Source organism: Ruegeria atlantica (assembly GCF_013032005.1).
GTDB lineage: Bacteria > Pseudomonadota > Alphaproteobacteria > Rhodobacterales > Rhodobacteraceae > Ruegeria > Ruegeria atlantica_A.
Genome location: NZ_WQBE01000016.1, coordinates 29,442 through 42,146 on the forward strand (window position 1 = coordinate 29,442; position 12,705 = coordinate 42,146).

11 protein-coding genes are annotated in these 12,705 nt (G+C 54.8%); 2 read left to right on the forward strand and 9 right to left on the reverse strand.

Going from position 1 to position 12,705, the window contains the following annotated elements; all coding sequences use genetic code 11:
* Positions 1–297: 297 nt before the first annotated feature.
* Genes GOX21_RS20225 through GOX21_RS20245 form a run of 5 tightly spaced genes read right to left on the reverse strand, consistent with a single transcriptional unit; the run spans position 298 to position 6,253 of the window.
* Entirely contained in the window at positions 298–1,809 is a 1,512-nt protein-coding gene (locus GOX21_RS20225; protein ID WP_170379688.1) for an AMP-binding protein, read from the reverse strand.
* A complete protein-coding gene (gene sauS, locus GOX21_RS20230) occupies positions 1,806–3,227 on the reverse strand; it encodes an acylating sulfoacetaldehyde dehydrogenase (protein WP_170362686.1) in 1,422 nt (473 codons plus the stop codon). The genes GOX21_RS20225 and sauS overlap by 4 nt, the downstream gene beginning before the upstream one ends.
* A gap of 58 nt (positions 3,228–3,285) precedes the next feature.
* Positions 3,286–4,245 carry a Bug family tripartite tricarboxylate transporter substrate binding protein gene (locus GOX21_RS20235; protein ID WP_170379686.1) on the reverse strand — a complete coding sequence of 320 codons (960 nt, stop codon included), beginning with the start codon at positions 4,243–4,245 and terminating at the stop codon, positions 3,286–3,288.
* Between the two features lie 44 nt (positions 4,246–4,289).
* Entirely contained in the window at positions 4,290–4,745 is a 456-nt protein-coding gene (locus GOX21_RS20240; protein WP_170379684.1) for a tripartite tricarboxylate transporter TctB family protein, read from the reverse strand.
* Entirely contained in the window at positions 4,742–6,253 is a 1,512-nt protein-coding gene (locus tag GOX21_RS20245; RefSeq protein ID WP_170379681.1) for a tripartite tricarboxylate transporter permease, read from the reverse strand. Before GOX21_RS20245 ends, GOX21_RS20240 begins: the two co-directional genes overlap by 4 nt.
* A gap of 113 nt (positions 6,254–6,366) precedes the next feature.
* Between GOX21_RS20245 and GOX21_RS20250 the strand changes: the two genes are divergently transcribed.
* Both GOX21_RS20250 and GOX21_RS20255 read left to right on the forward strand, forming a co-directional pair.
* Positions 6,367–7,395 carry a LacI family DNA-binding transcriptional regulator gene (locus tag GOX21_RS20250; protein ID WP_170379679.1) on the forward strand — a complete coding sequence of 343 codons (1,029 nt, stop codon included), beginning with the start codon at positions 6,367–6,369 and terminating at the stop codon, positions 7,393–7,395.
* Between the two features lie 666 nt (positions 7,396–8,061).
* Positions 8,062–8,613 (forward strand): hypothetical protein, encoded by a 552-nt coding sequence (locus GOX21_RS20255; protein ID WP_170379677.1) that lies wholly within the window; start codon positions 8,062–8,064, stop codon positions 8,611–8,613.
* Positions 8,614–8,860: 247 nt separating this feature from the next.
* On the opposite strand, the gene GOX21_RS20260 is transcribed toward GOX21_RS20255, so the two are convergent.
* The 4 genes from GOX21_RS20260 to GOX21_RS20275 all read right to left on the reverse strand — a co-directional run bounded on the left by GOX21_RS20260 (position 8,861) and on the right by GOX21_RS20275 (position 12,292).
* Entirely contained in the window at positions 8,861–9,265 is a 405-nt protein-coding gene (locus GOX21_RS20260; RefSeq protein ID WP_170379675.1) for a universal stress protein, read from the reverse strand.
* A 10-nt stretch (positions 9,266–9,275) separates the two neighbouring features.
* Positions 9,276–10,583: a TRAP transporter large permease gene (locus GOX21_RS20265; protein ID WP_170379673.1), complete on the reverse strand. Its 1,308-nt coding sequence runs from the start codon at positions 10,581–10,583 to the stop codon at positions 9,276–9,278.
* Positions 10,584–10,737: 154 nt separating this feature from the next.
* Positions 10,738–11,787, reverse strand: a complete 1,050-nt coding sequence (locus GOX21_RS20270) for a TRAP transporter substrate-binding protein (protein ID WP_170351236.1) — start codon at positions 11,785–11,787, stop codon at positions 10,738–10,740.
* Positions 11,788–11,863: 76 nt separating this feature from the next.
* Positions 11,864–12,292 (reverse strand): TRAP transporter small permease subunit, encoded by a 429-nt coding sequence (locus GOX21_RS20275; RefSeq protein WP_170379671.1) that lies wholly within the window; start codon positions 12,290–12,292, stop codon positions 11,864–11,866.
* Between the last annotated feature and the right edge of the window lie 413 nt (positions 12,293–12,705).

Here is a 12,705-nt window from a genome sequence, read left to right on the forward strand (position 1 = left end):
GCCTCGGGTCATGTTGCTTACCTCGTTTGCGACAGCCGCAGCTGCCGCATCACCGGTTTCGATGCCCTTGAGAAGTTTCTGGATCAGGTCCCCTTTCGAAGCCACAGAAACAATTTACACATTCTTACGCGAAAAATAAAATAAGTTGCCATCTTCGGTATCAGCCAATCGAAACGAAGTAACTGATTACAAGCTGGGACTGAGGTTCAATGTGGTCAAGTGACAACTCTGTTGGTGCTGCAGCGCGGCTTCGCCAGCGCGAACACTGGGTAATCTAATTAACGATGTCGCGGATGTTCAGGTAGTTGGGTCACCAGCTCTCTCGTTAACGATCTCAAGTATACGGTTTCGTTGGATTTTCCCAGATGGCCCTTTTGGCAGTTCCAGCAGAAAATGAACGCGATCGGGCGATTTGAACCGGCCGACCTGCGCTTCGCAAATTTTCGATAGATCCATAGAGGTCACTTGAGACCCCTCGCGAATTGCAACAGCGGCTTCTACGGTTTCACCATAGCTGGCGCAGGGGCGTGCGAAAGCTGCCGCTTCGACAACGTCTGGGTGGGAATAAAGCGCTTCATCGATCTCACGCGGCGCGATGTTCTCACCGCCTTTGATGATCAACTCTTTCAAGCGTCCTGTTACAAAAACATATCCGTCCTTGTCCATGCGCGCGAGGTCGCCGGTGCGCAACCAGCCATCAACCGTAAACGTTCCCGACGTCGCGCGGGAGTCCTTGAGGTATTCCAGCATCACATTGGGACCACGAATGACCAATTCGCCTTCGGTTCCGCGCGGCACAGGTTGAAGACTGGCGTCCAGGATTGCCGCTTCGTTTCCAAAGGCAACCCCGGGCGACCCGATCTTACGAACACCCGGAGGCAGCGGGTTCGACAGAATCTGCGCCGCCGTCTCAGTCAGGCCCATCGTTTCTATGATCGGAATTTCGAAGCGGTTTTCAAAACTGCGCTGAACGTCCGGCGCCAATGCTGAAGATGCGGATCGTCCGAAGCGTACGCGCTGTCGGGTATTGGCATCCGGACTGGTGTCCGAGTGCAGCAGATGAGAAATGATGGTTGGTACCACCGAGAACCAAGTTGCGCCGACCTTGCCAAGATTGTCCCAGAATCTGCTGGCCGAAAACTTTTCGCACATGGCCAGCGAACCGCCCGATACCAATGTTCCCATGACCGTCACGCACAGCCCGTTTATGTGGTAGATCGGTAAGACGCAAAACCCACGGTCAGCGTCAGTCAATTGGTGCGCGACCGCAGTTGTCCAACCGCCCGCCAACAAGCTGGCGTGAGTGTGAACTACCCCCTTAGGACGCCCGGTCGTCCCCGAAGTGTACATCAACAGCGCATGACTGCTTGATGAGATGCCATGCAGGTTGCTGCCGGTGTCTTTGGCGTCCGATACATGCAGCGCTGTAATCGCTGCCGGATCGGCTGTTCGCGCAAACAGGCCCGTTTGGTCGGAATGCACGAACCCATAACGTGCATCGCTGTGCTCCAGAGCATAGGTAACGGCGCTGTCTCCGGCGACGAGGTTGATCATCGTTGCCCGAAATCCGCCATAGAGAACACCGAACAGAACCTCCAACGCTTCGCGACAATTTGGGTAAAGGATGGCGACACTTTCGCCTTTTTCTACGCCCAGATCGGTCAACATGACGGCAACACGACGCGCGGTTTCGCGCAACTCGCTCCAAGTCAGGTCCGCCGCGCCGTCCGGGAAGACGAAGCCGGTCCCACCTTGGATCGCACGGTAGTCCAGCCAATCACGGATGGTGCCTTCGGGCGGGTTGGTCATTGTCCGACCTCCGACCAGTAGGCGCCGAAAATCTCATCAAGCCCGGGTTCGCGCGGCGGCGTTTCACGCACAATTTTCGTGGTCTGGACGAAGTGACGCCAGTGCAGATTGGTGTCGATTGAGTTCTCGCCCCAGCTGCCGCAGCCCATCGACAGCGAAAAAGGCATCCCGTTGGTAAAGCTGCCGCCAGTGGCAAAGGTATGTGCTTGATTAACGATCACCCGGCAGGTGGGCAGATCACGCCCCATACCGATGGCACGCGCATCGTCATTCGTATGAATGCCAACCGAATGCCCTGCCCCTTGATGCGCCAGAATTCGGGTTGCAATTTCCCTAGCGTCGTCGAAATCCGCCGCGCGATAGAGTGCCAGAACCCGGCTGAGCTTTTCGCCCGACAATGGATGATCCGCACCGATACCGTCGGTCTCAACCGCAAGAAACTTGGTTCCTTCAGGGACTTTGCCTGCCATCCCCAAGGCGTCTAGCATCTTGTCGGCGTCCTGCGCGATAACGGACCGGTTGAGGTGACCGTCAGGCCAGAGCCGCGCGATGATACCGTCTGTTTCCGAAGACGGTACCAGAACGCCGCCTTCGGTCGCCATCGCGGCGACGAATGCGTCATAAACCGCATCCACCACGACCAAAGCATTCTCGGAAGAGCAGGACGTTGCATTGTCGAAACATTTAGACGCCGCGATCTTGGCTGCGGCATCTTGCAGGTCGGCGGTTTCGTCGACAATCACAGTTACGTTGCCAGCGCCAACCGCCACCGCAGGCGTGCCGCAGGACTGCGCGCGCTGGACGTTGTTTTGACTGCCAGTGCAGATCACCCGATCAACGGTCTCCATCAACCGCTGGGTTTTCGCCTTTGACCCGGGCGCTGCGATCATCTGGACCAGATCACAATCCAGCCCCAGTTTGTCAAACTCAGCGTGGATGTAACCCACCAGCAGCTCACAAGAGGCCACGCCCTTGGGCGACGGTGCCACCACGATGGAATTGCCACCCTTGAGCGCATTGATGATGTTGTTCGCGGGCGTGGCGGCAGGGTTGGTCGAAGGGACGACCGCGCCAATGACCCCGATCGGCCGGGCAATCTCGGTAATTCCGGTGGCCGGATCGTCGCTGATAATGCCCTGGGTTTTAACGCTCGCGATATCCCGCAACAGGCCAAGTGTCTTGCGGTGGTTCTTTGTGATCTTGTCGGGCACATTGCCCAGTCCGGTGGTTTCGACGGCTACCTCGGCAAGCGCCCGATTTCGCGTCGGTTCCATGATGGCCCAGCCCGCCGCCAGTGCCGCTTTGTCGTAAAGCGACTGGCTAGCACCGGCTTCAAAAGCCGCCTGAGCTTTTCGCGCGCGTGCGACAATACGATCTATTTCAGCAATTTCGGGGGAAATCCCGTCCTGAGCGTTCATCTTGGTCCTCGAATGGTTGTTCGGGGCGGACCCGTTCCGCCCCGCTATGATCGCCGGATCAGAGGCCGGCCAGCAATTCGTTCAGTGTCTGTTGGCGTTGAGCCCACATTTCGATCACTTCGTCCCGTGTCATGATGTGCATTGGCGAACCGCCTGCCTCCATCTTTTTGGCGACGCGGGAATTGGCGAACATCTCGGGCACGGTGGCGGCCAGTTTCTCGATCACCTCCGGCGGAGTTCCTTTGGGCACCATCACACCCCGGAAGTTGACCGACGAATTGTCGACCTCGAGCCCCTGTTCCATCATCGTCGGAACATCCGGCAGGAAGGCGTTGCGTTCCAGATCGGCGACGCCCAGGATTTTGACGTTACCCGCCTCTTGGGCGCGGAACGCGTCAGACAGGTTGTTGATGCCGCCCATGACTTCGCCCGCGATCACCGCTTTCATTGCTGCGGCCCCGCCACCTTTGGTCGGGATATAGGCCATTTTGGTCCCGGCGGCCTTGTCGAGTTGCAGTGCAGCAATGTGGTGGCCTACAAACAATCCTGCACCCGAAACGGTCAGTTTGCCGGGGTTTTCCTTCGCAAAGGCGACAACATCCTGCATTGAATTGAGTTCACTGTCCGCACCAACCACGAACACAGCAGGATCGGCCCCCCAATTGGCGATGGGCTCAAAGCTGTCGGTCGAGTATTCGACGCCGCCCTTGATCGATTGGGCGATGAAGTGGGGAACGTTGTAGGCGGCCAAAGTATAACCGTCCGGGTCGGCCTGCGTGGCAAACCAGTTCCAGCCAACGCGACCACCTGCGCCGGGTTTGTTGATGATGGCAATGGGCATTCCCAGCGCATCCTCGTTCCCGGCCGTCATGGTGACGATCCGCGCCTGAAAGTCGGTTGCACCTCCGGCCCCATAGCTGACCATCATCATCAGTGGTCGTTCCGGGTATTCTTCGGCCATTGCCTGGCCTGTCAGGCCAGTCAGAACCAGTGCGGCCCCTGCGATCAATCGTTTCATTTTGCGTTTCCTCCCTGATTTGGTTCACCCGCAAATTGGTGCGGTCAGAACAGAATTTCCCTTGGGGTGTAGACGTTCAGAAGCATGGCGAAGAGCCCGTACATCACCGTCACAAACACCACTGTGATGACACCGCGTTTGATCCAGCTTTTTGCTTCGGCATGAGGCGCGGGATCGTAGATCGACAGCAGGACAAAAAAGGTGATGGTCGTAGCGGTATAGAACCCAAGCGTTTTTGCCGCCCAGAACACGTAGATCAGCGTGATGATCAGGCCGGGCAGCATGTTGATGAACATGGCGCGCGTCACGCCGTTTCCGACTTTGGACAAGCCCATCAGGGCTTTGCCAAATGTCCAGCCGGCCAGAACCACGAAAACAGACGCGATAAGGCGCGGGAACAGAAAGGCTTCGGCCGGTTGCTGGGTATAGCTGACCCACGTCACCCAGAGACCAACTGCAAAAACCAGACCCGACCCGAATATGTGCTGCGAGCGGTTCATGCCTGCGCCTCCTCTTTGGTGGTGTAGCGACGGCTGCGCAGTTCCATCCAGACCGAATAGGCGATCGAGGCCAGCACAATGACGATCAGCAACAGGTTCAAACCGCCGGTCAGGAAATACGAAGCCTTGCCAACGGTGGCGTCGGCGATCATTCCGCCCTGAATGAAGTTGGCCTCGGCGATGGGTCCAAGGATCAGCCCCAGCACCAGGGGTGCGGCAGAGAATCCGAAACGTTCCAGAAAGAACATGCCGATGCCAAGACAGGCCATGACATAGACGTCGCCCATCGATCCCTGCACCGAATAGGCCCCAAAGACCGACAGCGCCAGCACGATGGCGGCCATGACCGATTGCGGCACCTGCGCCACGCGGGCTGCTAGCCCTGCGACATAAAGGCCAAAGATGCACATCAGTATCTGCCCGATCAGCATCGAGTTGATGAAGGTCCAGGCGACATCGGGGTGATTGTCGAACAGGTCTGAGCCAGGGAAAATACCGTGAATCAGCAAGCCGCCCAACAGAACAGCGGCGGTGGGGCTGCCGGGAATGGACAGCGTCAGCAAAGGTACCAGAGATGGGCCGACCATGGCATTGTTGGCGGATTCCGCAGCGATCACTCCTTCGGAATGACCCGTGCCGAACTTGTCTTTTTCAGCCGAGAACTTTTTGGTCTGATCATAGGCAACAAGACCCGCTATTTGTCCGCCGACACCCGGGATTAGGCCGATGATTGAGCCTGTCATCGTTCCGATACCCAGCGCACGGGTGCGGCTGAACAACTCTCGGAATGCCGCGACGATCGAATGGCGCTGCACTTCAATGACCTCGGCCCCTGCGTTATGGCGCCCCTTGGCGAACATCGTCAGCACCTGTGGGATTGCAAACAGGCCGATCAGCGCGGCAATGATGTTGATTCCACCACCCAAAGCGGGGTGAAAGATGAAACGCTGCGCCCCCATGATGTCATCAAAGCCGATAGTGGCCAGCCACAAGCCGATGCAGCCTGACAGTAGCCCCTTTACCACCGACGCGGAGTCCAGAGTCCCGATCACCGTCACGCCCAGAATGGCCAACCAAAATAAATGCGAAGGACCGAACGCCAGAGCCCATTTGGCCAAAACGGGGGTTAGGAAGATCAAAAGCAGAACCCCGAATATTCCCCCCACCGCCGAAGCCAGAAACGAAAGCTGCAAAGCGCGCGCACCTTGGCCTTGTTTGGCCATCGTATGCCCGTCCAGTGTTGTGGCGATATTGGCAGGCGCGCCGGGGATCTTGAGGAGAATTGCGCTGACTGCCCCTCCGGCCACGGTCGATGTATAGGCGGCTCCCAGCAAGATCAGACCCTGCGCTGCCTCAAGCTGAAAGGTAAACGGGATCAACAGCGCGACAGCCATGGTCGGTGAAAGCCCGGGCGTGGCACCCAGAATCAGGCCCCCAATTGTACCGCCGAGCAGCAGCATGAATGACAGCGGGGTAAACACGTCTCCGAAGTAATAAATGAATTCCATTCAGGGCCTCCCAACCCGTCGGTTCATGTTTTTACTTTTGTTGACAAATCAGGTTAGGCAATGAAAATAGTTTTGCAAATGTTTTCATAAAATCGACCAAATGGAAGAAAATTATGTCAATTTTTCAAAAGGGTAAGGTGGATATTGTGGCAGTTGCAAAGGCTGCAAAAGTCTCTCCGTCCACGGTGTCACGTACCTTTAATCACCCGAATTTGGTGAACCCAGCGACTCGCAAAAAGATCAACCGAGCGGTTCAGAGACTGGGGTATATCCGCAACCGTGCTGCACAGACGATGCATGGCAAACGGTCCGGGACCATCGGCCTAGTTGTGCCCACAATCAACCATGCCATTTTTGCTGAGGTCATTCAGGCATTCTCGGATTCGATCGACAAGGCCGGCTTCAGCCTGTTGCTGGCGTCGCACGGATACGATCTTGACCGGGAATACGCGATGGTTCGCAAGTTGCTCGAGCATCGTGTGGACGGGGTTGCGCTTGTCGGGTTGGAACACGCCGAGGCAACCGCCCGCCTGATCGAACAGCAGAAAATTCCGGGGCTGGCGATATGGAACTACTCCGAAGATTCAGACTTGCCCTGTGTCGGGGCAGACAATCTTCTGGCCGGGCGACTTGCGACCGAGCATCTTCTGGCCTTGGGGCATCGGGACATCGGACTGATTTTTCCCAAAACCAATGGCAATGATCGAGCGCAGCACCGGTTCACAGCCGTACATGATACGCTCGCGGAAAGGGATATTTGCCTTCCGGACAAGCGAGTTTCCGAAGCGCCCTACAGTGTCTCGCAGGCAAAGCAGGCTGCCATTTACCTTTTGACGGAACATCCGCGCCCCACGGCATTGTTGTGCGGAAACGATGTTATTGCACAGGGTGCCTTGTTTGCCGCGCAGAGACTGGGCCTGACCGTTCCCGAAGACCTGTCGATTATCGGCATCGGCGATTTCAAAGGGTCGTCAGACGTCGAGCCGGGTCTAACGACCATTCGTATTCCGGCAGAAACCATCGGAACGCTGGCGGGGGAAAAGTTCACCGACTACATTACCTCAGACGATCCGGAGCCATTCAGAGTCTGCTGCGAATTGGAGTGCATCGTCAGAGGAACAACGGGTCCAGTGACGATTTAGCGGCTATTCAAGGAAATATTTTTTGCCCCCGGAAAATTCTCGTATTGAGCGTTTACGGTTGTGAAGGTGTGAACGCCCCTGCTGGTCGCGATGAACTGATAGCAGATTGGCAAGTTTCTCGCTTTAAGTGCTTGCGGTGTGAAAACTGCTGCAAGAGCGCCGGATAGTTCGCTTCCGCGCAGTAGAAAAGTTATGATTCACACAGACTGTAGCAATTCATTAGCCGAGTAGTTGCACCTCTTGGACGCCATGCGGCGGGGTTACGCTCCAACTGTTAGCCTCAGTCCTAAACTTTGCGCTGCTTTGTAGTAGTCTTGAAGCCACCTGCAGAACTGGTTCACCTCGTTTCGTTTTTCCGAGGTGACCTGAACGACCAAAAAACACTGCGGGCGTAGGCAGCCGATCATCGAGTTGAGAGACCAGCAGTCCTTATTTGATGTAGCTGCGCAAAAAATCCTCCGAGATAGTCGCCGCGCCTTGGCCGCGGGAAACGATCTGCAAGGCAATCAGTGAAGAACCCACCTTCATGGCAGTGTGGTCCGGCAACTCTATGCCAGCATTCCCCGCCATCTGATCCCAGTCCGCCTCTGAGCCGATGATCTGGACAGCCCGTTCGGCCAGTTTTTCCAGGCACAGGTTGCGACTGAGCGAGTCGGCTAGGCTTGGATGGCAATCGATTTCGGCAAATTGATGCCCCAGATGGCGGATGTCGCGTTCGGCCCAGTCGCCATATCCGGCATACTCGGAGTTACCATTTTACTTTGGGTTACAGACAGCTGGCATAGAATCGCACCTGCGTGGGTCGGACTTGGGGCCGCTCTGATCTGTGCATTACCTGTAGTCGGTGTCATCCCCTTTAGCGATCTTCCTCAGAAAGTAAACATTGCGCCAATCTTCTTTGTGTCCGGGGTCATTGGCTTCGGAGCTGTGGTTTTTCACTCCGGAATAAATGCCTGGGCCGGAGTGTATCTGGTGACCATGTTCCATGAAGCAAACCTTTCCAGCAATACGTCAATATTTGCCTCTCTGGCCGCCATCGGATCACTGGTGGCGGTGTGTACGACGGTTCCGACTGCGCCAGGTGTAGTGACGCCACTGGCAGGACAATTGGCAGAAGCCACTGCCTGGCCAGTTGAGTGGGTCTTAGTGGCGCAAAGGAAGCTCTCTTGGTCTCTTTCCAAGCATTCCCTACCTGTCAACCGAAAGTCGCGTTCTTAAGTTTTGGAAATTTTGGCCCGTTTCCGAGTCTCAAAGACTCGAAAACCTAAGTAACTGAATCTGTTGCATGCGCAGTCTCAGTAATTAAGCGATCCGACAAGAACTGTTGGCTTTCAATAAAATGAAACCAAGCGCCTGAGAGTTTTACATTTTTCAATACAGTACTTTGAATGAAAAAAGTTTCCGGCCCCTCCCCAAGAGGAACCGGAAACCCCATCTTTTTGCAACCAATTGATTTTGCTTGACCTTATCTAAGGACCACCACGCTGCAATTGGAATGCCGTACAACCCTGGCGGCCGTAGATCCCAGTAGTAGGTCAGAAAGACCGGGTCGGTGTGAGGACACGACGACACAATCCGCCTTGTGCTTTTCCTGCCAACTGAGGATTGCATTGGTCGAATGTCCTGACACAACATGAACATCGATCACGTCCGATCCCAGCTCTGCCGTCAAAGTATCCGCAAGCTCATCGATTGCTTTCTTAAGCTGATCCTTCGGAAAATATGACGCCATGTAGGATGGCAGCTCTTCCATAATGGACAAGACTGAAATCCGACCACCGTCCGCCAATAGTTTTTTCGCTGCTTCTATGGATGCCGTATACTCTTTCTCATGTCCGGGAGCTACGGGGACAAGTATATGTTTGAACATCTGATATCCTCTATTTCAGCGCGTTGGGCAGCCAGGTGGCGATTTCCGGGAAGATGAAAATCAACGTGAGGCCAACGAATTGAAGCACAACAAAGGGTCCAACCGAGTTGTAAACATCGCCCATACTCACGTCCTTGGGCAAAACGCCCTTGATCCAGAACAGAACGAAGCCGAATGGAGGGGTCAGATAGGCGATCTGAATGTTTACGATGAACAAAGCGCCGAACCACAGTTTGTCGATCCCCAGTTCATCAATGATCGGGATGAACAGTGGGGTACAAAGCAGAATGATGGCCCAGTCATCCATGACCATACCCAGGATCAAGATGATCAGCATCATCATCAACAGGATGCCTGTGCTTCCGCCTGGCATGGATAGAACCAGATTGGTCAGAAGGTCCTGGCTGCCCAAGGTATTGAACACGTTGAGATAGACAGTTGCGCCAATCAGGATCCACAGGCCCATACCGCTGAGCTTTACTGTCGACACCAGCGATTCAACCAGAACTTCCTTGGTCAGTTTGCCATAGATGAAGTTGATGACGAATGCGCCCGCAGCACCAAACGCAGCAGCCTCGGCAGGCGTTGCGATGCCGCCCCAGATAACGCCCAAAACGATCACGATCAAAAGGGCAAAGGGCCAGATGCTGAGCACGGCGCTGAGTTTTTCACTCACCGTGAATTTCTGATCTGCCGGCAGAGCGGGCCCAAGTTCCGGCTGAATGCGGCAACGGACACCGATGTAGATGGTATAGAACATGGCAAGCATCAGGCCCGGCATCAGACCGGCCATAAACAGGTCACCAATGGATACTTTTGCCAAAAGACCATAGAAGATGAACGGAACGCTCGGCGGGATCAGCGCGCCCAGAGCGCCACCTGCCGCGATACATCCGATGGCGATCCTACGGTCATAATTGTATCGCATCATCGAGGGGTATGCGATCTGCCCCATGGTTGTCGTCGCAGGTGGCGTGATGCCAGTGATAGCTGCGAAAACGGTACAGACCTGAACCGTTCCCATCGCCAGTCCGCCATGAACATGTCCAATCAGTTTATAGACAGCGTCATAGGCGGCCTCGGCTATTCCGGAAAATCGTATCAAGGATCCCATGAACAGGAAGAGCGGCACGGTCACCAGAATCGAACTCCACGGAGTCGAATAAAAGGCACTTGGCACCGACAAGAGCGCTCGCGGTTCTATGATCATCGCGAACAGTACGGCTGTACCGCCAAGGCCAAATGAGACCGGCAAACCCATGAAAAGAATGGCGAATAGCACTATGAAGTACAGCGCTGTGATAAGTTCAAGGCTCATTTTTTGTCTTTCCTTAGCACGTGGCAGCCTAGGAACGTCGGCTAATGCGCGGTTCCAAATGCCGTATTGTTGGCGGCATTTTCCGAGGCACCGCTGGCTCGTTTAACAAGCCAGCGGTCATTTTGTGCGTCACGTATGACGAATTTTCGGTGGATTAGTTCCCTGCAGCTTTATCTTCGAGGAACTTTTTGTAGATTTCGACGCCTTTGGCGTTTCCTTTAGATGCTGCAGCAACTTGGGGCCAAACTTCTGCGATGGATTTTTCACGCATTCTTGCCACTTCTTCGTCGCTCAGCATGATCACTTCGCCACCGGCATCGCGCAGGATTTGCAGCGCTTCTTCAACACCTTCCGCGTGCATACGGCTGGTTTCAAAGTAGGTTTCTTCGAAAATACCGTCGATTTGCTCACGCTGCCAGTCCGTCAGGGCATTCCAGCTTTGCAGGTTGATGAAGATTTCCTGGTGCTGTGCGGGGTTCCAACCCGGCATGATCGCGTAGTCGATCACTTCCTGGAAGGACATGTCGTCGATCCCACCGGTATCCCAGTAGGTGCCTTCGATCGTTCCCAGCTTGATGGCAGTATAGATTTCGCCACCGTTCATGGAAACGGGTGCACCGCCCATGGTCGAGTGGAAGATCGCCTGAGGACCACCTGCGCGCATTTTGTGGCCTTCCAGGTCTTCCATTTTTTCAACCCGGAATTTGGTGAACATCGCGTTTGGACCCTGGTTGGTCCAACCAGCCCAGTGCAGGTTACGCGCGTGTGCAGCTTCCTGAACGATATCGCCAACGCGATAATCAGGATTTCCCCACATCACTTCCCATGCTTCTTCGGTGTTGTTGGCGCCCATTGCCATACCGAAAGCCAGCATGCCTTCCGGCATGTCACCACCATAGACGGATCCCCAGCCGGCATAGCCGTCTGTTTGACCGGCTGCGGCTGCAGAGAAGGCCTCGGCGCCGCTTACCAGTGCGCCAGCAGGCTCGACACGGATTTTTACGGTACCTTGTGTTGCTTCCTCAACGGCTTCAACCCAAGGGATCAGGCCGTTGTCCCAACCAGCGTCAGTTTGGTCAAATGCCGGCTGGAAAACCCATTCTGTTACCTCATCCGGCGGGCCGTCTGCAGCGAAAGCAACGCTTGCGCTGGTGGCAAGAGCACCGGCCCAAAAGGCTGTCTTTATGGATTTTTCAAGTTTCATTTGTATCCTCCTTGTTTGTAGAGATGATTTTTTTCGTTTTGATCTTGTTCAGATTAGGACGTCGCCGGGTTTCGGCTTACGCCTCATCAGGTTCGCCGCCGAAGATTGTTTGCAAATCCACAAGAAGCTTCTTGATGACGATCAGCAGAACAAAGAACCCGGCGAGTGGGATTGCAAATTTGATTGGGTAGATCGGAATCGGCACCGATGTCGGCGTCCACTGGTTGAGCATCAGTGAAAGCGAACCCGCTTCGTATCCTTTCCAGATCAGAGTCACCAGAAAGAGGATCGCGATGGGCGCGGTCAACACATCTAGGATCGCCTTCTTTCGCGTTGTCGCATTCGCGTAGAAAAGATCAAGCTTCACAAAGCTATCATGCTGCAGCGAATAGATACCACCCACACATGCCAAAAGCACCATTGCGGCCTGCAAGGTGGTGCCGATCCATTGCGATGGGTTGTTGAGTAGGTAACGCATGAAAACGTCGGAAACACCAAACGCCATGCAGTACAAAATCAGAAACCATCCGATCCAACCTGCGAATTCGGATATGGCCCCTGTAAGAGCTTCAAGTCCTCGCATCAGCACGCTTTGTCCTCCCCGTGAAAATGCCTATTTTGAACAAGGCGTTGCAATGACTTTGCAGACCCAGCTCTGTCTTCCCTAGAAGAATATGATGCGTTCCATACGCGAGCAGGCGCAACCCCTCATTTCGCAGAAGGCTTGCATCGTCCTCCTCGGGTCAAGTTAAGATTATGCAGGCTAATAAGCGAAAGGCACAGATCGATGAAAATATGGGCACAGATCAATCTAACGCTTATCACATTGTAAAATAACAATATTATTGGATATCGACTTGAAATTAAGCGGATAATTTCAATGTCGATGGGAACAGTTAGCGCCCGTCCAACGCACAT